The 21,244-nt window shown below is 61.1% G+C and carries 23 protein-coding genes and 1 pseudogene; 13 read left to right on the top strand and 11 right to left on the bottom strand.

Annotation, left to right across the window (positions count from 1 at the left end; all coding sequences use genetic code 11):
- Positions 1-2: 2 nt before the first annotated feature.
- Positions 3-263, bottom strand: a complete 261-nt coding sequence (locus HU811_RS08400) for an accessory factor UbiK family protein (protein ID WP_058543112.1) — start codon at positions 261-263, stop codon at positions 3-5.
- Positions 264-676: 413 nt separating this feature from the next.
- Here HU811_RS08400 and glnK point away from each other — a divergent pair, with 413 nt between their 5' ends.
- The 4 genes from glnK (at position 677) to sutA (ending at position 3,437) form a co-directional block, all read left to right on the top strand.
- A complete protein-coding gene (gene glnK, locus HU811_RS08395; protein ID WP_002555808.1) occupies positions 677-1,015 on the top strand; it encodes a P-II family nitrogen regulator in 339 nt (112 codons plus the stop codon).
- Between the two features lie 33 nt (positions 1,016-1,048).
- On the top strand, positions 1,049-2,374 hold the full coding sequence (locus HU811_RS08390) for an ammonium transporter (RefSeq protein ID WP_092395063.1): 1,326 nt from the start codon (positions 1,049-1,051) through the stop codon (positions 2,372-2,374).
- A 212-nt stretch (positions 2,375-2,586) separates the two neighbouring features.
- Positions 2,587-3,012 (top strand): secondary thiamine-phosphate synthase enzyme YjbQ, encoded by a 426-nt coding sequence (locus HU811_RS08385; protein WP_092395986.1) that lies wholly within the window; start codon positions 2,587-2,589, stop codon positions 3,010-3,012.
- A gap of 101 nt (positions 3,013-3,113) precedes the next feature.
- Positions 3,114-3,437: a dormancy-specific transcriptional regulator SutA gene (gene sutA, locus HU811_RS08380; RefSeq protein ID WP_092395066.1), complete on the top strand. Its 324-nt coding sequence runs from the start codon at positions 3,114-3,116 to the stop codon at positions 3,435-3,437.
- 209 nt (positions 3,438-3,646) lie between these two features.
- Here sutA and HU811_RS08375 read toward each other — a convergent pair whose 3' ends face one another.
- Genes HU811_RS08375 through lptM form a run of 6 tightly spaced genes read right to left on the bottom strand, consistent with a single transcriptional unit; the run spans position 3,647 to position 8,248 of the window.
- Complete coding sequence (locus HU811_RS08375) at positions 3,647-4,351, bottom strand: HAD family hydrolase (protein WP_092395069.1); 705 nt, start codon at positions 4,349-4,351, stop codon at positions 3,647-3,649.
- A complete protein-coding gene (gene xerC, locus HU811_RS08370; protein ID WP_186655256.1) occupies positions 4,348-5,247 on the bottom strand; it encodes a tyrosine recombinase XerC in 900 nt (299 codons plus the stop codon). Before xerC ends, HU811_RS08375 begins: the two co-directional genes overlap by 4 nt.
- 2 nt (positions 5,248-5,249) lie before the next feature.
- Positions 5,250-5,972, bottom strand: a complete 723-nt coding sequence (locus HU811_RS08365) for a DUF484 family protein (protein ID WP_092395072.1) — start codon at positions 5,970-5,972, stop codon at positions 5,250-5,252.
- 13 nt (positions 5,973-5,985) lie between these two features.
- The gene (gene dapF / locus HU811_RS08360) at positions 5,986-6,816 is read right to left on the bottom strand and encodes a diaminopimelate epimerase (protein ID WP_092395075.1); all 831 of its coding nucleotides are present in this window, start codon (positions 6,814-6,816) and stop codon (positions 5,986-5,988) included.
- A gap of 4 nt (positions 6,817-6,820) precedes the next feature.
- Positions 6,821-8,068 (bottom strand): diaminopimelate decarboxylase, encoded by a 1,248-nt coding sequence (gene lysA / locus HU811_RS08355; protein ID WP_092395078.1) that lies wholly within the window; start codon positions 8,066-8,068, stop codon positions 6,821-6,823.
- Positions 8,069-8,077: 9 nt separating this feature from the next.
- On the bottom strand, positions 8,078-8,248 hold the full coding sequence (lptM, locus tag HU811_RS08350; RefSeq protein WP_047226132.1) for an LPS translocon maturation chaperone LptM: 171 nt from the start codon (positions 8,246-8,248) through the stop codon (positions 8,078-8,080).
- 202 nt (positions 8,249-8,450) lie between these two features.
- On the opposite strand from lptM, the gene cyaY reads away from it, so the two are divergent.
- The 3 genes from cyaY to rnk all read left to right on the top strand — a co-directional run bounded on the left by cyaY (position 8,451) and on the right by rnk (position 9,639).
- The gene (gene cyaY / locus HU811_RS08345; protein WP_047226131.1) at positions 8,451-8,783 is read left to right on the top strand and encodes an iron donor protein CyaY; all 333 of its coding nucleotides are present in this window, start codon (positions 8,451-8,453) and stop codon (positions 8,781-8,783) included.
- 4 nt (positions 8,784-8,787) lie between these two features.
- Positions 8,788-9,003: a DUF1289 domain-containing protein gene (locus tag HU811_RS08340; RefSeq protein WP_186655242.1), complete on the top strand. Its 216-nt coding sequence runs from the start codon at positions 8,788-8,790 to the stop codon at positions 9,001-9,003.
- 225 nt (positions 9,004-9,228) lie between these two features.
- Positions 9,229-9,639 carry a nucleoside diphosphate kinase regulator gene (rnk, locus tag HU811_RS08335; protein WP_047226129.1) on the top strand — a complete coding sequence of 137 codons (411 nt, stop codon included), beginning with the start codon at positions 9,229-9,231 and terminating at the stop codon, positions 9,637-9,639.
- A 5-nt stretch (positions 9,640-9,644) separates the two neighbouring features.
- On the opposite strand, the gene HU811_RS08330 is transcribed toward rnk, so the two are convergent.
- The 3 genes from HU811_RS08330 to HU811_RS08320 form a co-directional block, all read right to left on the bottom strand.
- The gene (locus HU811_RS08330) at positions 9,645-12,488 is read right to left on the bottom strand and encodes a class I adenylate cyclase (RefSeq protein WP_092452885.1); all 2,844 of its coding nucleotides are present in this window, start codon (positions 12,486-12,488) and stop codon (positions 9,645-9,647) included.
- 179 nt (positions 12,489-12,667) lie between these two features.
- Positions 12,668-12,916: a TIGR02647 family protein gene (locus HU811_RS08325; protein ID WP_186655239.1), complete on the bottom strand. Its 249-nt coding sequence runs from the start codon at positions 12,914-12,916 to the stop codon at positions 12,668-12,670.
- Between the two features lie 229 nt (positions 12,917-13,145).
- A complete protein-coding gene (locus tag HU811_RS08320; protein WP_186655236.1) occupies positions 13,146-13,430 on the bottom strand; it encodes a hypothetical protein in 285 nt (94 codons plus the stop codon).
- 124 nt (positions 13,431-13,554) lie between these two features.
- On the opposite strand from HU811_RS08320, the gene HU811_RS08315 reads away from it, so the two are divergent.
- Positions 13,555-14,214: a glutathione S-transferase family protein gene (locus HU811_RS08315; protein ID WP_186655233.1), complete on the top strand. Its 660-nt coding sequence runs from the start codon at positions 13,555-13,557 to the stop codon at positions 14,212-14,214.
- Positions 14,215-14,341: 127 nt separating this feature from the next.
- Here HU811_RS08315 and argH read toward each other — a convergent pair whose 3' ends face one another.
- A complete protein-coding gene (argH, locus tag HU811_RS08310) occupies positions 14,342-15,736 on the bottom strand; it encodes an argininosuccinate lyase (protein WP_092395096.1) in 1,395 nt (464 codons plus the stop codon).
- Positions 15,737-16,194: 458 nt separating this feature from the next.
- Between argH and HU811_RS08305 the strand changes: the two genes are divergently transcribed.
- From HU811_RS08305 to HU811_RS08290, 5 genes and pseudogenes are all read left to right on the top strand, one after another.
- Positions 16,195-16,941 carry a LytR/AlgR family response regulator transcription factor gene (locus tag HU811_RS08305; protein ID WP_092395102.1) on the top strand — a complete coding sequence of 249 codons (747 nt, stop codon included), beginning with the start codon at positions 16,195-16,197 and terminating at the stop codon, positions 16,939-16,941.
- Positions 16,942-17,086: 145 nt separating this feature from the next.
- Complete coding sequence (gene hemC, locus HU811_RS08300; protein WP_186655231.1) at positions 17,087-18,028, top strand: hydroxymethylbilane synthase; 942 nt, start codon at positions 17,087-17,089, stop codon at positions 18,026-18,028.
- Positions 18,025-18,771: pseudogene (locus HU811_RS27390) on the top strand (uroporphyrinogen-III synthase); the annotation flags it as partial. The gene hemC and the pseudogene HU811_RS27390, both read left to right, overlap by 4 nt.
- 36 nt (positions 18,772-18,807) lie before the next feature.
- Positions 18,808-19,938, top strand: coding sequence for a uroporphyrinogen-III C-methyltransferase (locus HU811_RS27385; RefSeq protein ID WP_367616232.1), 1,131 nt, complete (start codon positions 18,808-18,810; stop codon positions 19,936-19,938).
- Complete coding sequence (locus HU811_RS08290) at positions 19,935-21,182, top strand: heme biosynthesis protein HemY (RefSeq protein ID WP_092395111.1); 1,248 nt, start codon at positions 19,935-19,937, stop codon at positions 21,180-21,182. Before HU811_RS27385 ends, HU811_RS08290 begins: the two co-directional genes overlap by 4 nt.
- Positions 21,183-21,244 lie beyond the last annotated feature (62 nt).

Genomic DNA, 21,244 nt, shown 5'->3' with positions numbered 1-21,244 from the left:
CGTTATTCGGTAGGTGGATTTACCTTCGCCTCCAACTCCGCCACCTTTGCCTCCAGGCTCTCCAACCGCGCCCGGGTTCGGGCCAGTACGACCATCTGGCTGTCGAATTCTTCCCGGCTGACCAGATCCAGCTTGCTGAAGCCGCTTTGTAGCAGGGCCTTGAACTGGCTTTCGATTTCGCTTTTGGGCAGGGGTGTGTCGCCGCTCAAGAGGCGGGAAGCGTGGCCGCTCAGGGCGTCGAGGAGGTCTTTGGGCGCAAGCATGGCAGGTGTCCTGAAAACGATGGAGGGCAGTGTATCACGCAGCGTCTATATTCAATTGGCGAGCAAGGAGTGCACGCTTTTCGCGCACGGGGTCGGGCATCGTCGCACTGTTGTTGTGCGTATTGTTCCGGTTCGGGGTGCGGCACAAGCCGGCACAGTGGGTAAGAGACTGAAATCAGAAGGTTTGGGCACAGATGGCAAGGTTTCTGCTTAGTGGCTGATGACCCATGCACTGATGCAGTCGCTGTGACGAATGCAGTGCAGCCGACGAGGCGGGGAGCTTCGTCAGAGTGGTTAGCTGGCACCGGTCGGGCAACTTGGGCCGACGATGCGTTACAAAGCCAGGCACTGCGCTTAGACTTGAGTCGGGTTTGTTTTCCTGGGGCAAGTCCACCAATTCGGGAGAAAGTTTCATGAAGCTAGTCACTGCCATCATCAAGCCGTTCAAGTTGGACGACGTGCGCGAGTCGCTGTCCGAAATCGGCGTGCAGGGCATTACCGTTACTGAGGTCAAAGGCTTCGGTCGTCAGAAAGGTCACACCGAGCTGTATCGCGGCGCGGAATACGTGGTTGATTTCCTGCCTAAGGTGAAGATCGATGTCGCCATTGACGACAAGGATCTGGACCGGGTTATCGAGGCGATCACCAAGGCCGCCAATACCGGCAAGATTGGTGACGGCAAGATCTTTGTGGTCAATCTGGAACAGGCTATTCGCATCCGTACCGGCGAAACCGATACCGACGCAATCTAAGCCGCCAAACCCAACGCCCCAGGAGAAAACAATATGACTCTGCGTAAATTCGCAGGGCTAGGAGCCCTGTTGTCCTTCGTAACGCCTGGCCTGGCCATGGCAGAAGAAGCGGCAGCCCCAGTCCTGAACTCCGGCGACACAGCCTGGATGCTCACTGCCACAATTCTTGTACTGTTCATGACCATTCCCGGCCTGGCGCTGTTCTACGGCGGTATGGTTCGGTCGAAAAACATTCTGTCGGTGATGATGCAATGCTTTGCCATTACCGGCCTGATCAGCATCCTGTGGGTCATTTATGGCTACAGCATTGCGTTCGACACCACGGGGATGGAGCAGGGCGTCGTCAACTTCAATTCGTTCGTCGGCGGTCTGAACAAGGCATTCCTGGCGGGTCTCACCCCCGATAGCCTGACGGGCCTGTTCCCTGAAGCGGTGTTCATCACCTTCCAGATGACGTTCGCCATCATCACCCCGGCGCTGATCGTCGGTGCGTTCGCCGAGCGGATGAAGTTCTCCGCGATGCTGATCTTCATGGGCGTGTGGTTCACCCTGGTTTATGCACCGATTGCACACATGGTCTGGTCCGGCAACGGCGGCCTGATGTGGGACTGGGGTGTGCTGGACTTCGCTGGCGGCACCGTGGTGCACATCAATGCCGGTATTGCTGGCCTGGTGGCGTGCCTGGTACTGGGCAAGCGCAAAGGCTTCCCAACTACGCCGATGGCGCCGCATAACCTGGGTTACACCCTGATGGGCGCGGCCATGCTGTGGGTTGGCTGGTTCGGCTTCAACGCCGGTTCCGCCATCGCGGCCAACGGCACCGCCGGTATGGCAATGCTGGTGACCCAGATTGCAACCGCTGCGGCGGCGTTGGGCTGGATGTTCGCCGAGTGGATCACCCACGGTAAGCCAAGCGCACTGGGCATTGCCTCGGGTGTGGTGGCGGGTCTGGTTGCGATTACGCCGGCTGCCGGCACTGTGGGCCCGATGGGCGCCCTGGTCATCGGTTTGGCGGCGGGCGTGGTGTGCTTCTTCTGCGCCACTACCCTCAAGCGCAAAATGGGCTATGACGACTCCCTGGACGCCTTCGGCGTGCACGGCATCGGCGGTATCCTGGGCGCGATCCTGACCGGTGTGTTCGCAGCGCCGGCCCTGGGTGGCTTCGGCACCGTGACTGATATCGGCGCGCAAGTGTGGATTCAGCTCAAGGGTGTAGGCTTCACGGTGATCTACACTGCGATCGTCACCTTCATCATCCTCAAGGTCCTGGACGCTGTCATGGGCCTGCGTGTCTCCGAGGAAGAAGAGGCGGTCGGCCTGGATCTGGCCCAGCACAACGAACGTGGCTACAATCTGTAAGCACACGCAATAAAAAATGCCCGGTTCGCCGGGCATTTTTTTGTCTGGAATTTGTCATTGCTCACAGGATGGGTCGGTTTTTCCGACGTCTTTTGTTATGGACGCGACATGGGTTTTTCTACGGCCATAGGCTTACACCAAAGCAGGCGTATTAGGCCCTTTGTTTTTTCCCAGACCGCGCTAGAATGCGCGCCGAACGTGCGGAGATCTGTATGTGGCAACAGACGCTGATAACCCTGCGGGCAAGGCCTCGGGGCTTTCATCTGGTAACGGACGAGTTGCTCGCCGGCCTGCCTGAACTCCGGGCATGTCGTGTCGGTCTGTTGCATCTGTGGCTGCAGCATACCTCGGCCTCGTTGACCATCAACGAGAACGCCGATCCGGCGGTACGTCGAGACTTCGAACGATTTTTCAATCGGCTGATCCCACAAGGAACCGCCGATTATGAGCACAACGACGAAGGCCTGGACGACCTCCCGGCGCACTTCAAGGCCAGCGTGCTGGGGTGTCAGCTTAGTCTGCCGGTCACGGCGGGACGGTTGGCATTGGGTACCTGGCAAGGTGTTTATCTGGGCGAGCACCGTGATCATGGCGGTGCTCGTAAGGTCCTCGCCACTTTGTACGGTGATGGGGCGTAACCGCTGATTGCCGGCGGATGTTGAATTTTTTCTGGCAGCCTTCGACAGACGGCGAAGCTGGGCTATAACTAATCTGCTTTTCGCAAGTCATGAGGTAGAACATGAGCGACGATGATCTGGAAAACGACGACCTCGAAGTAGGTGACGAAGACGAGGCCGAAGAAGGCCTGGAAGCGGCGGCTGAAGACGTCGCCGACGATGATGGGGCCGATGTACCGGCGCCAACCGCCAAAGGCAAGGCCAAAGCGGCGGTGTCGGTCGACGAGTTGCCGAGCGTAGAGGCCAAGAACAAGGAGCGTGATGCGCTCGCCAAGGCCATGGAGGAGTTCCTGGCCAGAGGCGGTAAAGTGCAGGAAGTGGAGGCCAACGTTGTTGCGGATCCGCCCAAGAAACCGGACAACAAGTACGGCAGCCGCCCGATCTGAGCATCTGCTTCTTGCTTGCAGAAAAAGCCCGCCGTCGCTGCGGGCTTTTTCATGGGCGTGATTCTATTTCCAAGCCAGGCACGGTTCTTGTGGGAGCGAGCCTGCTCGCGATAGCGATCCATCTGTCACATCGATGCTGGATGTGCCATTGCTATCGCGAGCGGGCTCGCTCCCACAATTTGAGTTTTGGTGGCCACAAAACAGGCGGCTCAGGATTGGCTATGCCAGCCCGCCAGCAACCCTGGCAGCTCGGTCAGGCTGCGAATCTCTGCATCCGGTGCATGCTCGGCATCCCAGGCTTTACCCGCCGGGTTGAACCAGATGGCCCGCAAGCCGGCCTGTTGGGCGCCGGCGATGTCGTCACCTGGATGATCGCCAATGTGCACGGCGGTTTGCGCCGTGGCGCCGCCGCGTTGCAAGGCTTCGTGGAACAGCCTGGCGTCAGGCTTGGCGATGCCGATGTCCTCGGCGCACAGGGCGAACTTGAAATAATCCGCCAGTCCCAGGCGGCGTACATCGGCGTTGCCATTGGTGACCACGCCGAGGGCGAAATGGTTAGCCAGAATTTCCAGGGTAGGCTGCACCTCGGGAAAGATTTCCAGTTGGTGACGGGCGTGCAGGAATGTTTCGAACGCTTCGTCCGCCAGCTCCGAGGCTTGCCACTGGTCATAACCGGCGTCCTGCAAGGCACGGAACAGCACTCGTCGGCGCAGTGCGCTGATGCGGTGCTTCAGGCCGGGCTCCTCGCGCAACACTTGCTCGCGAATGGTAAAAAGATGCTCCACCGGCACGCTGCCCAGGTTCGGGGCGTTGTCGGTCAGCCACTGGCGTAATATGGCTTCGGCACTGGCGATCACCGGGGCGGTGTCCCATAGGGTGTCGTCGAGGTCGAAAGTGATGAGCTCGATGGTCATGATTCGTCGCCCTTGATTCGTTTGGCCCTGGGGTGGGCACTGTCATAGACCGTCGCCAGGTGCTGGAAGTCCAGGTGGGTATAGATCTGCGTGGTCTTGATGTCCGAGTGGCCGAGCAGTTCCTGGACAGCGCGCAGGTCCTGGGAAGACTCCAGCAGATGGCTGGCGAAGGAATGCCTGAGCATGTGGGGATGCAGGTTCTGTCCCAGCTCGCGTTCTCCGGCGGCCTTGACCCGCACCTGGATCGCTCGCGGGCCGAGGCGCCGGCCTTGCTGGCTGACAAATACCGCGTCGTCGGCCGGGTTGGTCAGCGCCCGCAACGGCAGCCATAGCTCCAGGGCCTCACGGGCTTTGCGGCCAACGGGCAGCAAACGTGTCTTGCTGCCCTTGCCCAGCACCTGGACCATGCCATCGGCCAGGTCCAGTTGATCCAGGTTAAGCCCCGTCAGTTCGGAAAGCCGCAGGCCGGAGGAATAGAACAATTCGAGAATCGCCTGGTCCCTTCGTGCCAGGAAGTCATCCTCGACAGCGCCTTCCAGCAATTGCAGGGCCCGATCGGTGTCCAGGGTCTTGGGCAGCCGGCGTTCGCCCTTGGGCGGTGCCAGGCCGGTGGCCGGGTCGTGATCGCACAGCCCTTCGCGGTTGAGGTAGTGGTACAGGCCTCGCACGGCTGACAACAGTCGTGCCAGGCTGCGGGAAGATTGCCCTTGTTGATGAAGGCGGGCGACCAGGCTGCGCAGGCGCTGGATATCCAAGGCTGCCCAACTGCCGATGTTTTGCTTCTGGCACCAGGCCAATACTTTTTCCAGGTCGCCGCGATAGGCTGACAGCGTGTGGGGCGACACCTGGCGCTCACTGCGCAGGTGTTCGCAGTAGGCGTCCAGCTGCCGTTCCATCATCAGCGTACCGAGCGCAGCGAACCAGTCATGCGCGGCAGGACCCGGCCGGTGACTTCGGCGATGTAGCTTAAAAACAACGTGCCCACCGAGCTTTTGTAGTGTTGCGGATCGCGACTGGCAATGGCCAGCACGCCATGTACGCCCTGGTGGGCGATGGCGACGACAGCCGTGGAGCCGATCTGCTTGCGCTGTTCTTCGCCGAAGAGGAAGTCCAGCTCATGTTCGCGCAGGCTGCCGCTGACGCTCTTGTTTTCCGTGAGCAAGCCGCCGATGGCTGTCTGTGCGTCGGCGTGGGTGACCCAGCGCCCCACTGGCATGGCGTTATCGCCAAACAGGATCAGGCTGACAAAAGGCACCTGGAAATCCTGACGCAGACTGTCTTCGACACTCATCACCAGGTCTTCGAGGGTGTTGGCATCCATTAGCGCCAGGATCAAGCGACGGGTCTTGTCGAAGAGCCGATCGTTATCCCGGGCTACGTCCATCAGGTGCGAAAGACGATGACGCATGTCGATGTTGCGCTCGCGCAGAATCTTCATCTGATGCTCGACCAGCGACACGGTATCGCCGCGGCGGTGGGGGATGCGCATCGTCGCCAGCAGTTCTTCATGCTCGACGAAGAAGTCCGGGTGAGCCTCCAGGTACGCAGCCACGGCTGCGGCGTCCGGATGACTGGGGGATTCGTCGGGCTGCGGGGCTGGAACCTGTGGCTTGTCGGTCATGGGTTTGACTCACTCAAAGACGAACTTGTCCTTCGTATACGCGTACTGCCGGGCCGGTCATCAGCACCGGTTGGCCGGGGCCTGCCCATTCGATGGACAAGCGTCCGCCGGGCAGGTCGATCAGCAAAGGTGAATCCATCCATCCCTGACTGATCGCGGCGACGGCCGCTGCGCAGGCGCCGGTGCCGCAAGCCTGGGTTTCCCCGGCACCGCGTTCCCAGACGCGCAATTGCGCACGGTGGCGATCGATGACCTGCAGGAAACCGACGTTCACCCGCGCGGGAAAGCGCGGATGATTTTCGATCTTCGGCCCCAGCTCATGCACTGGCGCGCTGTTGATATCGCTGACTCGCAAGACGGCATGGGGGTTGCCCATGGATACTGCCGCCAGTTCCACCGTGGTGCCGTCGACCTCCAACTGATAGCTCAAGGCCTGGGCCGGCGCTTGGAACGGAATGTCCTTCGGTGCCAGGCGCGGGGCGCCCATGTTGACGCCGATCTGGCCGTCGTTGCGCACATCCAGTTCGATGATGCCGCTTTTAGTCTCGACGCGAATCTGCCGTTTGGCGGTCAGGCGCTTGTCCAGTACGAAGCGGGCGAAGCAGCGGGCGCCGTTGCCGCACTGCTCGACTTCCGAACCATCGGCGTTGAAGATCCTGTAGCGGAAGTCCACGTCCGGGTTGTTGGGCGCCTCGACGATCAGCAACTGATCGAAACCGATACCGGTGTGCCGGTCGCCCCATTGTTTGGCATGCTTGGGCAGGATGTGCGCGTGCTGGCTGACCAGGTCGAGGACCATGAAGTCGTTGCCCAGGCCGTGCATCTTGGTAAAACGCAGCAGCATGGTTTTACTCCGGCAGCAGGCTTTCGCCGGCAAACAACTCGGCTACCGTCTCGCGGCGACGCACTTCAAACGCCTGATCACCGTCCACCAGCACTTCGGCGCAGCGGCCGCGAGTGTTGTAGTTGGAACTCATGACAAACCCGTAGGCCCCGGCCGAATGCACAGCCAGCAGATCGCCTTCTTCCAGCGCCAGCTCCCGGCCCTTGGCCAGGAAGTCGCCGGTTTCGCAGATAGGGCCGACAATATCGTAGCTGCGGGCGGCGGTATCACGAGGACGCACCGCAGTGACGTCCATCCAGGCCTGGTACAGCGCCGGGCGGATCAGGTCGTTCATCGCCGCATCGACGATGGCGAAATCCTTGTGCTCGGTGTGCTTGAGGTATTCGACCCGGGTCAACAGCACACCGGCATTGGCAACGATGTAGCGGCCCGGCTCGAACATCAGGGCCAGGTCGCGACCGTCGAGGCGTTCACGCACAGCCTTGATGTAGTCGGCCACCAGTGGCGGCTCTTCGTCGCGGTAGCGCACGCCGACGCCGCCGCCCAGGTCGATGTGGCGCAGGTAGATGCCGCAGTCGCCGAGGCGGTCAACCAGCGCCAGCAGGCGGTCAAGGGCATCGATGAAAGGTTCTAGGGTGGTCAGTTGCGAGCCGATGTGGCAATCCACACCCAGCACTTCCAGGTTCGGCAGTTGGGCCGCGCGTACGTACACATCCTCGGCGTCGGCAATGGCGATGCCGAACTTGTTTTCTTTGAGACCGGTGGAAATGTACGGGTGCGTGCCGGCGTCAACGTCCGGGTTCACGCGCAAAGAGATCGGCGCGCGGACACCCATTTCGGCGGCGACCAGTTGCAGGCGCTCCAGCTCATCGGTCGATTCGACGTTGAAGCAGTGCACCCCCACTTCCAGGGCGCGGCGCATGTCTTCACGGGTCTTGCCGACGCCGGAAAAAACGATCTTGTCGGCGCTGCCGCCGGCGGCCAGCACGCGTTCGAGCTCACCACCGGAAACGATGTCAAAGCCGGCGCCCAGGCGTGCCAGGACGTTGAGCACACCGAGGTTGGAGTTGGCTTTTACGGCGAAACACACCAGGTGCGGCATGCCGGCCAGAGCATCGGCGAAGGCCAGATACTGGGCTTCGATGTGTGCACGGGAATAAACGTAGGTTGGCGTGCCGAAACGTTCCGCGAGCGCGGACAAGGCAACTCCTTCCGCGAACAGCTCCCCGCCACGGTAGTTAAAAGCGTCCATGGCGTTCCCTTAATAAGTGGTGTGGGTATCGTGCGCGTGGGACTTGGACTGCGACGACTTGGCCTGTTCTTCAGGGGATTTGCTGTCATCGGGCAGGTACAGCGGACCTTTTTGACCACAGGCTGTCACAAGGCAAGCAACCGCGACGAGCGCAGCAAGGGAAGAGATCAGGCGCTTCATGGCGAAATCCTTGAAAATGCGTTAATTGCGCCGGAGTATACCGGCCACCCGGCAGCTTGCCTATGCAACGGGGTTCCCGTCCGGCGCCGGGGGGCTTTTCCCAAGGCCGGCTGTCGTCGGTCGGTATATCCTTTGCAATCGCTGGGAAGCGTCCGTATCTTGCGGCGCTTGAGCATGAGCAGACATTTTCGAGGTTGCCGCAATGAGTTTGACTGAAGCCCGTTTCCACGATCTGGTCGATGCGACCCAGCAAACGCTGGAGGATGTATTCGACGAAAGCGAGCTGGACATCGACCTGGAAAGCTCCGCCGGGGTGCTGACCGTCAAGTTCGAAAACGGCAGCCAGTTGATTTTCAGCCGCCAGGAGCCGTTGCGCCAGTTGTGGCTGGCAGCGGTGTCCGGCGGTTTCCACTTCGACTACGACGAGGAAAGCGAGCGCTGGATGTGCGACAAGAGCGAAGAGCAATTGGGCGAGATGCTCGAGCGCATCGTCAAACAGCAGGCCGGGGTGGAACTGGATTTCGAAGGCCTTTGACAGCGTGAGCCAGAACACCCCGGCGCGGCCGGCCAAGCCGCTCTACAGCAACGTCAGCCCCGCCGTGCCGTCGCCTTGCACTGGCGTGTGCAAACTCGATGAGCAGAAAGTCTGCCTCGGCTGTTTCCGCCACGTGGAAGACATCCGCCAGTGGCGGTCGGCCGATGATGAACGTCGTCGGGCGATCTGTGCCGAGGCGCTCGAGCGCAAATCCCGGTAGGAGCTGCCGAAGGCTCGGGCCGCGTTCGGACGATCTTTTGATCTTGATCTTGGGGCTTTCGCATAAGGCTCAATTGCCTGGGACAAGATCGCAGCCTCGTTGCACTCGTCAGCTCCTACTGATAGTGTCCAGATACGCCTCAACTCATCGAGGCCCGTGAAAACCCCGTCTTTTTGTGGCGGGGTTTTGCTTTTTTCGTGCAGAACAAAGGAGTCTGCCTGAATCATGACCGTACCTTCCATCACCCTTACACGTCTGGACGTACAACGTCTGGAGCGCCTGATCGATAGCCTTGATGAAACGCTGCCGGGCGTGATTGCGTTGCAAACCGAACTGGATCGTGCCGACACCGTGGTAGGCCACGATGAAGTGCCCGCCGATGTCGTGACCATGAATTCGCGTGTGCACTGCCGCGAAGAAAGCAGCGGCAAGGACTATCACCTGACCCTGGTTTATCCACAGGACGCGAATGCCGACGAAGGCAAGATATCCATCCTTGCCCCGGTAGGCAGCGCACTGTTGGGCCTGAAGGTTGGCCAGCACATCGACTGGCCGGCGCCGGGCGGCAAGACGCTGAAACTGACGTTGCTGGCCGTGGAATACCAGCCGGAAGCGGGCGGCGATTTCCACCTCTAAACGCTTCAGACCAAGGCCAGCGCCTCGTTCAGGGCGCGTTCCAGGTCAGCCTTGTAGCGCAGGTACAAATTACTTGAGCAGGCCCCATCACCCACAAGACCCGAGAGGTCCAGGTCGGTGATGTAGCAGCGATAGCGTTCGGCCTCACGGCGCTGTTCGACGATCTCCCTGGCGACCACGCGGAACAACTGGTCGCCATGTTCCAACTCCGAAAATTCCCGCTGATCGCAATACAGGGTGACGTGCACCTGCCCATGGGTGGCTTTGCCGATGATTGCCTGCACGTCATAGAACGGCTTGTTCACTGGCGTTTGCGGTGCCTGCCGCGCCTCGATCCGCCGTGCCCGCCCGCTGCCCGAGGGCAGGAGCTGGTAGTACAGGGTTTCCAGGGGCAGTGGCTGGGTGGCATCCATCGGCAGTAACGCGTCGCGGCGGTACAGCACCGATTGCAAGAAGCGCTGCAATGGCACCAGCAGGCTGTGGTCGTCGTGATAAGGCAAGCGCTGTTGCCACAGGGCATTGAGCTCATCGAGCACGTACAGCTCAGCGTCGTCCTCGTTGACCCGGTAGAACACCTGAATGCACTCGGGCTGCCCCATGGGCAGGATCAGCGCCAGGTCATGGTCCTCCAGAGCCATCGGGTCCAGGTGCAGCGGGCTGTAGGCCGTCAGCTCCTCGCCCAGGTAATCCATCAGCGCCGACAGGCTGCCCAGGGCCACGTGATTGACCTGGCCCGGCACCAGCTCCAGTACGTGGTAGTGCTGCTGGACCTGGAGCAGATAGCGGTGGTTGAGCCTGCTTAGTAATAAGGTCTGCGCCGTTTCGATGACTTCCTCGACCCGGCGGGCAATGAACTGCGCGCGGTTGTGGCAGAAACAGCGTACCTGCAAACGCGGCTGGCGCTGCGTGACGGGCAAGTCGTTGAGGTAATCGCGCAAACAGTCGAGCAGGGCATGCTCGCCGTCGAAGCGGTTGACCAGCACTTCGTTCCAGCTGTTGAGCGTGACCTGGTCCAGGGTCAGCACCAGGTTCTCCCGAACCCCGGCGTAGCTCAGGGAGTCCGTGCGCTCGGTGGTCATCAGGATATTGAGGTCGCGATGATGCTTGAGCGGATCGACGCCGACGTTAACCAGTATCAGCACTTCGCTGGGCACGCTGGCGCGCAACAGCTGTTCTTCATCTACCGTACTCAGCGGCAAGGCGATGGACTGTTGCAGGCTGCCCAGCAGGTTGAACAGTTCGAACTCACTCAGGTCGCTGCTACCAGGGTGCAGCGCCAGGCGCGTACTGCTGTCGATCACGCCGTTGCGATGGCACCAGGTCAGCAACTCCAGCAACTCGCGGCAGCGTTTGATCGGTGCGAAGTTTTCCCACTCCAGGGCGTTGAGGCTGCCGTTGTACAGGCCCCACTGGTTCTGCCCGGGTTCTTTCTTGTTCGGTGACTGCACCAGCGTCAGGGTGTCTTCGGCCAGGTCCGGGGCGATGCCGGGGTTGATGAACTCGACTTTGTCGGCCTTGCGCTCGAATGCGGCATACAACCGCCGGCCCAGGACGTTGAGGTCGCGCCTGTTGATCAGGCTGACGGTTTTTTCAGTGCGGGCGAACTGGGTCAGGAAGCGGTAGCTATAGGTCAGTTCGTTGACCAGTGCACGTCGTTCGTTGCTGACCTGACGCACTTTCCACTGGCTGCGGCTGTCCAGCAGCGCCAGTTGCCGTGGGTCCCAGCCCCATTCCCGGGCCAGACGCTCAAGCAGAACCCGTTGCCAGCCGGAGCTGCGCCCCTGGCCGGTCAGCTTGCGATTGACCTTCAGGTAAAGCGCCCTTCGCACCAGTTCCAGGCGTTCGGATTCACCCCGGGCGTTGAGGTATTCCTCGATGCGACGGTAAACCACCATGTATGGATCGAGCTCTTCCAGGTCCAGGCGGTTGGCGAACACCGCCTGTTTGAAGCGCAGGCTCAGGCAGCGAACGTTCGGGTGTTCGCTGGCGTAGACTTCGATCAATAGCAGCTTGAGCACTGATTTGTAGGGCGACTCGATGCCCTTGAACAATTGCCAGAGGCCGGCGCCGATAAATTCTCCCGGCGGGATATAGGCCAGGTGCCCCAGGTTGAGCGTTTCATCGGCGCGGATGAAGCGTTTGGAAATCAGCGTGTGGGTGTACTGCTCATAGTTTTCTTCTTCATACACCGGCACCAGCCACCAGATCGGCGTGCGTCCGGCCAGCCAGATCGCCGTGCGGTAGAACTCGTCCAGCAGCAGGTAATGCTGGGTTGTACCGCAATCGTCGGAACTGAGCTGAGTGTCCCGGTCGCCGCGGACAAAGCGCGCCGGGTCGATCAGGAAAAAATGCGCTTCAGCGCCCTGGGTCGCCGCCCAGGTTTCCAGCAGCAGACATTTTTTGCGCAATTCGGCCAGTTCGTCCTCGCTCAGGTCCGGACCATGGCAGACCCACACATCCATGTCGCTTTGATCCGCTTGGGCGAGGGTGCCAAGGCTGCCCATCAAAAACAGACCCAGAATCGGTCGCGGCGGATTGCTGCCGTGGCGCGGCTTGTAGGAGAACGAGCGGGTCAGCCGCTGGGCTTCAGCGAGGACGCTGGCGTCGGGCTCGTAGTTGGACAGCCCGGCAGGTGTGCTGCCCGAGACATAACCGGGCAGTAGCGGGTGGTTGACGTGGAAAAACAACGGAAGCAGCGTCAGTACGCTTTGCTGGCGGGTCGATAGACCTTCCAGGGCGCGATCCATCCGTACGCTGTTGAGCTTGAGAAAACGTGCGCGCAACTGGCTCAGGACCTTGCGGTCGATTCCTTCGTCCAGATCGGGGCGTATTTCGTGATTGCGGGTCATGTCAGCTCAAACCGGCTCGCGGCGTCGAACGTGGGAGATCACAGGTGGTGGCAGTTTAGCGCCCGAACCCCGGATTTCTTAAGCTGAAAGTATGTTTTTGACGTCAGAATTTTTACACAGTGCGCCAGGGCGCCCGCGGAAACCTCGATGAAGGAGATTTCCGTGGGCGACAGGAGGAATCAGGCGGCTTCTTTTACGACGTTGAGAATGGTCAGCAGGCTTTGCACATGCTCGGTGGCATCCCGGCCCAGGCTGGTCAGGTAACCACCGTCGGACTGGGTTATCAGGTCTTTTTCGAACAGGCGTTTGGCGGCAGCGATGGCAGAGGGGGCAGCGGTCTGATGGATTTTCAGGCCTTCCTGGGAACTGTCCAGGTTGAAGAGTGCAAGGATTTCCAGTTCGGCAACCAGCTCAGGGGTAAGCGACATAAGGACTCCAGACTTTCTAGGAATTTGGTCGACAGCGTCACTAAAGTGAGCGCACTCGGCCGAGCTGTCCAGTGTCAGCGTCATGCTTTTTTTTATTTTGGGTGACTGCAGGCGTAATTGGTTGTGGCGAGGGAGCTTGCTCCCGCTGGAGCGCGAAGCGGTCCCAATAGCTTGACGGCTGCTGCGCAGCCGAGCGGGAGCAAGCTCCCTCGCCACAGTCGGTGAGGCCTTATTTCTTTTCCGGCGGCAACTCGGGAAGAGCGCGCAACGCCGTTTCGTACCACTGAGTATCGAACGCTCGGTCCTCTTCCAGGATCGCATCAATTTCTACTGCCAGCACATGGGCCATCAGGTTGAGAATTTCTTCGCGCTCGTAACCCACCAGGGTCAATTTATTGAAAATGGCCTTGGCCGCTGGCGGGTTGTCATTTTCGATCTGGTTTTCGATGGCCTGGATCAGCGTGTTCTCGACGAACTCTTCTTCGTCGTTGTCGATGTCGGTTGGCTCGCTCATGGCAGGCTCCTTGGAGAAAGGTCGCCAGTTTACCCGCATTCAGCGCAGTGATGCGTCTGGCAGGAAACGGCTCGACGGTCTATAACGCAAGGCTGCCAACCCCGCACGGCCTGGAGGCTTTGTCATGCTCAAGCTTTATGGTTTTTCCGTCAGCAATTATTACAACATGGTCAAGCTGGCGCTGCTGGAGAAGGGCTTGCCCTTCGAAGAGGTGCCGTTCTACGGCGCTCAGACCCCGGATGTGCTGGCCATCAGTCCGCGAGGCAAGGTGCCGGTGCTCAAGACCGAGCAGGGATTTATCAACGAAACCAGCGTGATCCTCGAATACATCGAGCAAACCCAGCCGGGCAAAGCCCTGTTGCCCAGCGACCCGTTCGAGCGTGCCCAGGTGCTGGCTTTGTGCAGGGAAATCGAGTTGTACATCGAGCTGCCGGGACGGGCTTGCTACGCCGAGGCGTTTTTCGGCATGTCGGTACCCGACGCCATCAAGGAAAAGACCAAGGCCGAATTGCTGCTGGGGTTCGCCTCGCTCGGCCGTCACGGCAAATTCTCGCCCTACGTGGCGGGTGACAGTCTGAGCCTCGCTGATCTGTATTTCCTCTACAGCGTATCGCTGGCGTGCCAGGTGGGCCGGAAGGTGTTCGATATCGACTTGCTGGCGGATATGCCGGCGGCCAAGGGGCTGATGGAGCGACTGGAGCAGAACCCGCACGTGCAGCGGATTGCGGCCGACAAGGATGCGGCGATGCCGGGGTTTTTGGCGATGATTGCCGCCAAGAAGTAATTTTTCAGCGCTTTGAAGGGCGCCTTCGCGAGCAAGCCCGCTCCCACATTGGTTCTCCATGTCCAAAAGATTTTGGGTTCACTGAAGACCTACTGTGGGAGCGGGCTTGCTCGCGAAGTTTTAGCTTTTAACGGCTGGCGAGCAACGCCTGGCCGCGCACCACGGCGGCCTTGACCTGGGCAGGTGCTGTGCCGCCGATGTGGTCGCGGGCATTGACCGAACCTTCCAGAGTCAGCACAGCAAACACGTCCTGCTCGATCTGGTCGCTGAACTGGCGTAGTTCGTCCAAGCTCATTTCTGCCAGGTCCTTGCCGTTGTCCACGCCGTACTTCACGGCATGGCCGACGATTTCGTGGCAGTCACGAAACGGCAGGCCACGGCGTACGAGGTAATCAGCGAGGTCGGTGGCGGTGGAGAAGCCGCGCAAGGCCGCTTCGCGCATCACTGCATGCTTGGGCTTGATCGCCGGGATCATGTCGGCAAAGGCCCGCAGAGAATCACGCAGAGTGTCGGCGGCGTCGAACAGCGGCTCCTTGTCTTCCTGGTTGTCCTTGTTGTAGGCCAGCGGCTGGCCTTTCATCAGGGTCAGCAGACCCATCAGCGCGCCGAACACCCGGCCACTCTTGCCGCGTACCAGCTCCGGTACGTCGGGGTTTTTCTTTTGCGGCATGATCGAACTGCCGGTGCAGAAGCGATCCGGCAGGTCAATGAATTGGAATTGCGCGCTGGTCCACAGCACCAGTTCTTCGGAGAAGCGCGACAGATGCATCATCGCGATGCTCGCGGCGGCGCAGAATTCGATGGCGAAATCGCGGTCCGAAACGTTATCCAGCGAGTTGCCGCCCACGGCGTCGAAACCCAACAACTGTGCGGTGTATTCACGATCGATAGGGTACGTGGTGCCGGCCAGCGCGGCGCTGCCCAGGGGCATGCGGTTGGTGCGCTTGCGGCAGTCCACCAGGCGCTCGTAGTCGCGGCTGAGCATTTCGAACCAGGCCAGCATGTGATGCCCAAACGTTACAGGTTGAGCGGTTTGCAAGTGCGTGAAGCCCGGCATGATGCTCTCGGCTTCGCGCTCGGCCTGTTCCAGCAAGCCTTTTTGCAGGCGGGTGATTTCGCCCAGGATCAGGTCAATTTCATCGCGCAGCCACAGGCGAATGTCGGTGGCCACCTGGTCGTTCCGGCTGCGGCCGGTGTGCAGTTTCTTGCCGGTCACGCCGATGCGATCGGTCAGGCGCGCTTCAATGTTCATGTGCACGTCTTCGAGATCAACGCGCCAGTCGAACTGGCCGGCCTCGATTTCAGTCTGGATGGTCTTCAGGCCATCGATGATGCTGTCGCGCTCGGCATCGGTCAGTACGCCGACCTTGGCCAGCATGGTGGCGTGGGCGATCGAGCCCATGATGTCGTGGCGATACAGGCGCTGGTCGAAGTTGACGGAGGCGGTGAAGCGGGCGACGAAGGCGTCGACGGGTTCACTGAAGCGGCCGCCCCAGGACTGATTGGTCTTGTCAGTGCTCATGAATTCGCTCGTGATCGGCTGTGGAAAAAGTAGCGGTTAAGGCTGCGGCGGATGATAGCAGGGTTGCCGGGACTGGCGCTGGCACTGGTCGGCAGGTTTTTTGCGCACCTCCCGAGTTTTTAATGGGGTTTTCGCACAACGATATTTTCCGATTGAGCAATATCGGCGCGGCAACCGTCTACAGTGGACTGTAGGACTTTTACTTTTTCATCCACGGAGCATTGGACGAATAGAAGAGGGGGGCTCGTATTGGTCAGATGGAGTGTTAACAATTCCTACGACGACGCCGTGCGACAACAGGCCTCGAGCATCGATCGGCAGGCGCGGGTAAAGATAGACAACCGCCTCGCGGCACTTTTTGGCCCTCGAACGAGTCTTAGCGTGGATCGCGGTGACGGATGTCACTTCCCCTGTCTACGCTATCCTTGTGCGAGACTCACGCAGGAATCCAGCGCAATATGAATGTCCTGATCGTTGATGACGAACCACTGGCCCGTGAGCGCCTGAGCCGAATGGTTGGCGAACTCGAGGGTTACAGTGTCCTGGAGCCGAGCGCCACCAATGGCGAAGAGGCGTTGGCCCTTATTGACAGCCACAAGCCGGATGTCGTGCTGCTCGACATTCGCATGCCTGGCCTGGACGGTTTGCAGGTCGCGGCGAAGTTGTGCGAGCGCGAGTCACCGCCCGCGGTGGTGTTCTGCACCACTCGGGACGACTTCCCGCCGGAGGTGCTGCAAGCCGGCGCCGTGGGCTATCTGATCAAGCCGGTCAGTGCCGAGGCGCTGGTCGAGGCCTTGCGCAAGGCCGAGCGGCCCAACCGCGTGCAACTGGCGGCGTTGACCCGTCCGGCCGCCGAAAGCGGCAGCGGCCCGCGCAGCCACATCAGTGCGCGCACTCGCAAAGGCATCGAACTGATCCCATTGAATCAGGTGGTCTATTTTATCGCCGACCATAAATACGTGACCTTGCGTCACGAGAGCGGCGAGGTGCTGCTGGACGAGCCACTCAAGGCCCTTGAAGACGAGTTCGGTGAACGCTTCGTGCGCATCCACCGCAACGCCTTGGTGGCTCGCGAGCGTATCGAGCGTTTGCAGCGCACACCCCTTGGGCATTTCCAGTTGTTTCTCAAAGGCCTCAATGGCGACGCGCTGATTGTCAGCCGGCGGCACGTGGCCGGTGTGCGCAAGATGATGCAACAGCTTTAGCTTGAGGTTCCAAGGCGTCCAAGCCGTTAGCGCGTTCATTTCCAGGACATTGACGGCCAGGGAGGCCTTGGGGTCGTGATTCAAGTCAAAGCGAATTTGGCTGAGCTGTTATTATCCGCCGTATCTTTTAAGTACGGATTGATCCATGTCCCCTCGCGAGATCCGCATCGCCACCCGTAAAAGTGCCTTGGCCCTCTGGCAGGCCGAATACGTCAAAGCCCGTTTGGAAGAGGCCCATCCCGGCCTGATCGTGACGCTGGTGCCCATGGTCAGTCGCGGCGACAAGCTGCTGGACTCGCCGCTGTCGAAAATCGGCGGCAAGGGTCTGTTCGTCAAGGAGCTGGAAACCGCGCTGCTGGACAACGAAGCCGATATCGCCGTGCACTCGATGAAAGATGTGCCCATGGACTTTCCGGAAGGTCTGGGCCTGTTTTGCATCTGCGAGCGAGAAGATCCACGCGATGCGTTCGTTTCCAACACGTTTGCAAGCCTCGACGCGCTGCCCGCCGGGAGTGTGGTCGGCACCTCCAGCCTGCGTCGTCAGGCGCAGTTGCTGACCCGCCGCCCAGACCTGCAGATCCGCTTTCTGCGGGGCAACGTCAACACCCGCCTGGCCAAACTCGATGCCGGTGAGTACGACGCAATTATCCTTGCCGCCGCCGGCCTGATCCGCCTCGGTTTTGAAGATCGCATCACATCGGCCATCAGCGTCGATGACAGCCTGCCGGCCGGTGGGCAGGGGGCGGTGGGTATCGAATGTCGCAGCGCCGACAGCGAAATCCATGCCCTGCTGGCGCCACTGCATCACGACGACACCGCCACCCGGGTCTTCGCCGAGCGCGCCCTCAACAAACACCTCAATGGCGGTTGCCAAGTGCCGATCGCCTGTTACGCCGTACTCGAAGGCGAGCAGGTCTGGTTGCGCGGTCTGGTGGGTGATCCGAACGGTGGCCGACTGCTCAGCGCCGAGGCCCGGGCGCCGCGCCGCGATGCCGAAGCACTGGGTGTCCGGGTAGCCGAAGACCTGCTCAACCAGGGCGCTGACGACATTCTCAAGAAGGTCTACGGCGAGGCGGGCCACGCGTGACGGGCTGGCGGCTGCTGCTGACCCGGCCGGTTGACGAGTCGTCGGCCCTGGCGGCTGTCCTGGCCGAGGCCGGGGTGTACAGCAGCAGCCTGCCGTTGCTGGATATCGAGCCGGTCCCCCTGTCCGATTCCGGGCGGGCTATCTTTCAAAGTCTGGACCAGTACTGTGCCGTGATTGTGGTCAGCAAGCCTGCCGCACGTTTGTGTGTGGAACTGCTGCGCCAATATTGGCCTCAGCCCCCAGACCAACCCTGGTTCAGCGTGGGGGCGGCGACCGGGCAGATTCTTATCGATGCCGGCCTCACTGTGTTTTATCCCGACAGCGGCGACGACAGCGAAGCCTTGCTGGAGCATCTGGTGTTACGCCAGGCTATCACCCGACCCAATCCCAAGGTTTTGATTGTGCGCGGCGAGGGCGGGCGCGGTTTGCTGGCGGAGCGCTTGCGCGAGCAAGGTGCTAGTGTCGATTATCTGGAACTGTACCGACGCAGCCTGCCGCATTACCGGGAAGGTGAGTTGGCGGCAAGAGTCAAAGCGGAACGCTTGAACGCGCTGGTGGTCAGCAGTGGGCAGAGCTTCGAGCATCTGCAGCGGTTGGCCGGCGACGCATGGCCTGCGTTGGCACGGTTACCGTTGTTCGTTCCAAGCCCAAGGGTTGCTGAGATGGCCCGTGCCGCCGGAGCCCTGACAGTTGTGGATTGCCGTGGCGCCAGTGCCGCGGCTTTGCTGACGGCGTTACGGAATCAGTCCGTGCCGTTTTCTAATGCAAAGGATGGATACGTGAGCGAAACAGCCTTGCCAAAAGATCAAGACCAACCAGCGATCGATACGCCGGTTGAAACCCCGGCTCCGAAGGCGCCGCGTCGCGGCAACGGGCTGGCCATTGTCGCGTTGTTGTTGGGCGCCGCCGGCGTGGCCGTGGGTGGGTGGGGCGTGTGGCAGGTGCGCCATCTGCAAGCCAATAACCAGCAGCAGTCCACCCAGGTTCAGGCGCTCGACGATCAGGCCCAGGCCCTAAAGCTCAACGAGCAACGCCTCAGTGAGCGTCTGGCGCAGTTGCCACCGGCACAAGAGTTGGAAGAGCGTCGGCGTCAGGTCGCCCAGTTGCAGGGTGATCAACAGCGACTGAACCAGCGCCTGGAAACCGTGCTCGGTGCCAGCCGCAAGGACTGGCGCCTGGCCGAGGCCGAACACCTGCTGCGCCTGGCCAGCCTGCGTCTTTCCGCCCTGCAGGACATCAGCAGTGCCCAGGCGCTGGTGCAGGGCGCTGACGAAATCCTGCGCGAGCAAAACGACCCCGGTTCGTTCGCCGCTCGCGAGCAACTGGCCAAGACCCTAGCGGCGTTGCGCAGTACCGAGCAGCCGGATCGTACCGGGCTGTTCCTGCAGTTGGGGGCCTTGCGTGACCAGGTGCTGCAACTCACCGAGCTGGCACCCGAATACAAGGACCGTGGCGAGTCGTTGCTGGGCTTGACTGCCGATGGCGATGGCGCCAGCCGCTGGGCACAGTGGTGGGACCAGATATCGCGCTATATCCGTATCGATTTCAACGCGGACGAGAATGTCCGTCCGCTCCTGGCCGGGCAGAGTCTGGTGCAGGTGCGCCTGGCCTTGAGCCTGGCCCTGGAGCAGGCGCAATGGGCCGCTCTCAACGGTCAGGCCCCGGTGTACACCCAGGCACTGGCTCAAGCGCAGGACGTGCTCAAGAACAACTTCAATCAGGACAATCCGCAAAGCAAAGTCATGCTCGAACGTGTGGCCGAGCTGGCCGAACAGCCGGTGACGGTCGTCACGCCGGACCTGACCGGGACCCTGAGCAGCGTTCAGGCCTATCTGGAACGCCGCAACCTGAACGCCGAAGAGTCGGTCAAGCCGCTGGCCAAACCTGATGAGCAGGAGGCCACGCCATGAAACGCCTCTACGTGATTATGTTCGTGGTCATCGCCGTTGCTGCCGTGCTGGGCGTGGCGATCGCCGAACATTCGGGTTACGTGCTGGTGGCTTATAAAAACTTCCGATACGAGGCCGGCCTTTGGGTCACCCTGGCGCTGGTGGCGGTGCTCTGGCTGGTGTGGAGGGGCATGAGCGCCTTGATCGGGCTGGTGACCACCTCCACTGGCGTGGTCAACCCATGGTCGCGACGCAACCGCAGCCGACGGGTGCAGGTGGCAATCGAGCACGGACAATTGGACCTTGCCGAAGGTCGCTGGGCCAGTGCCCAGCGTCACTTGCATCGCGCGGCCGAAGCCGAGCGCCAACCGTTGCTGTACTATCTCGGCGCTGCCCGTGCGGCCAATGAGCAAGGCCTTTACGAACAGTGCGACAGCCTGTTGGAACGTGCCCTCGAACGCCAGCCTCAGGCCGAGCTGGCGATTGCCCTGACGCACGCACAATTGCAGATGGACCGCGGCGACACTGACGGCGCGCTGAGTACGCTGCAAGCCATGCATGATCGCCATCCACATAACGCCCAGACCCTGCGTCAATTGCAACGTCTGCATCAGCAGCGCGGGGATTGGTCGGCGGTGGTTCGGTTGTTGCCGGAGCTGCGCAAGGACAAAGTCCTGCCGCCGGCTGAGCTGGCTGAACTGGAGCGTCGGGCCTGGGGCGAAAACCTCACCCTGGCAGCCCACCGTGACGAAGACGGCAGTGTCGGGTTGCAATCGCTTAACCGTGCCTGGCAACAACTGTCGTCCGCACAACGCCAGGAATCGGCGCTGGTGCTGGCCTATGCCGAGCAACTGCGGCAACTCGGGGCGCAGGCCGAAGCCGAAGAGGTGCTGCGGGCGGCGCTCAAACGTCACTATGACAGTCACCTGGCGCGCCTGTACGGGTTGGTCCGCGGCAATGATCCGGGCCGCCAACTGCAAGCGGCAGAAGGCTGGCTCAAGGATCACCCGAGCGACCCTGGCCTGTTGCTGACGCTGGGCCGCCTGTGCCTGCAAAACAGTTTGTGGGGCAAGGCACGGGATTATCTGGAAAGCAGTTTGCGCCTGCAGCGCAATCCCGAGGCCTGCGCCGAACTGGCGCGATTGCTGGCGCAATTGGGGGATGCCGAGCGCAGCAACCAGCTCTTCCAGGAAGGGTTGGGGTTACTGGATGAGCGCTTGCTGGCCGCGCCGCTGCCGGTCCCGGCTCAGGTCTTGACCACTTGAGAGAGTGAGTCGTTCTTGAGGGTTGTATGAATCATCGTGGCGAGGGAGCAAGCTCCCTCGCC

The organism is Pseudomonas tehranensis (genome assembly GCF_014268615.1).
Lineage (GTDB): Bacteria > Pseudomonadota > Gammaproteobacteria > Pseudomonadales > Pseudomonadaceae > Aquipseudomonas > Aquipseudomonas tehranensis.
Note: the sequence above shows the minus strand (reverse complement) of the source record. Positions and strands in the feature narration are given on the sequence as shown.

Excerpts from the sequence above, each read along its gene's own strand:
- HU811_RS08400 (WP_058543112.1), bottom strand. The coding sequence starts at position 263 with ATGCTTGCGCCCAAAGACCTCCTCGACGCCCTGAGCGGCCACGCTTCC.
- glnK (WP_002555808.1), top strand. The coding sequence starts at position 677 with ATGAAGCTAGTCACTGCCATCATCAAGCCGTTCAAGTTGGACGACGTG.
- HU811_RS08390 (WP_092395063.1), top strand. The coding sequence starts at position 1,049 with ATGACTCTGCGTAAATTCGCAGGGCTAGGAGCCCTGTTGTCCTTCGTA.
- HU811_RS08385 (WP_092395986.1), top strand. The coding sequence starts at position 2,587 with ATGTGGCAACAGACGCTGATAACCCTGCGGGCAAGGCCTCGGGGCTTT.
- sutA (WP_092395066.1), top strand. The coding sequence starts at position 3,114 with ATGAGCGACGATGATCTGGAAAACGACGACCTCGAAGTAGGTGACGAA.
- HU811_RS08375 (WP_092395069.1), bottom strand. The coding sequence starts at position 4,351 with ATGACCATCGAGCTCATCACTTTCGACCTCGACGACACCCTATGGGAC.
- xerC (WP_186655256.1), bottom strand. The coding sequence starts at position 5,247 with ATGGAACGGCAGCTGGACGCCTACTGCGAACACCTGCGCAGTGAGCGC.
- HU811_RS08365 (WP_092395072.1), bottom strand. The coding sequence starts at position 5,972 with ATGACCGACAAGCCACAGGTTCCAGCCCCGCAGCCCGACGAATCCCCC.
- dapF (WP_092395075.1), bottom strand. The coding sequence starts at position 6,816 with ATGCTGCTGCGTTTTACCAAGATGCACGGCCTGGGCAACGACTTCATG.
- lysA (WP_092395078.1), bottom strand. The coding sequence starts at position 8,068 with ATGGACGCTTTTAACTACCGTGGCGGGGAGCTGTTCGCGGAAGGAGTT.
- lptM (WP_047226132.1), bottom strand. The coding sequence starts at position 8,248 with ATGAAGCGCCTGATCTCTTCCCTTGCTGCGCTCGTCGCGGTTGCTTGC.
- cyaY (WP_047226131.1), top strand. The coding sequence starts at position 8,451 with ATGAGTTTGACTGAAGCCCGTTTCCACGATCTGGTCGATGCGACCCAG.
- rnk (WP_047226129.1), top strand. The coding sequence starts at position 9,229 with ATGACCGTACCTTCCATCACCCTTACACGTCTGGACGTACAACGTCTG.
- HU811_RS08330 (WP_092452885.1), bottom strand. The coding sequence starts at position 12,488 with ATGACCCGCAATCACGAAATACGCCCCGATCTGGACGAAGGAATCGAC.
- HU811_RS08325 (WP_186655239.1), bottom strand. The coding sequence starts at position 12,916 with ATGTCGCTTACCCCTGAGCTGGTTGCCGAACTGGAAATCCTTGCACTC.
- HU811_RS08320 (WP_186655236.1), bottom strand. The coding sequence starts at position 13,430 with ATGAGCGAGCCAACCGACATCGACAACGACGAAGAAGAGTTCGTCGAG.
- HU811_RS08315 (WP_186655233.1), top strand. The coding sequence starts at position 13,555 with ATGCTCAAGCTTTATGGTTTTTCCGTCAGCAATTATTACAACATGGTC.
- argH (WP_092395096.1), bottom strand. The coding sequence starts at position 15,736 with ATGAGCACTGACAAGACCAATCAGTCCTGGGGCGGCCGCTTCAGTGAA.
- HU811_RS08305 (WP_092395102.1), top strand. The coding sequence starts at position 16,195 with ATGAATGTCCTGATCGTTGATGACGAACCACTGGCCCGTGAGCGCCTG.
- hemC (WP_186655231.1), top strand. The coding sequence starts at position 17,087 with ATGTCCCCTCGCGAGATCCGCATCGCCACCCGTAAAAGTGCCTTGGCC.
- HU811_RS08290 (WP_092395111.1), top strand. The coding sequence starts at position 19,935 with ATGAAACGCCTCTACGTGATTATGTTCGTGGTCATCGCCGTTGCTGCC.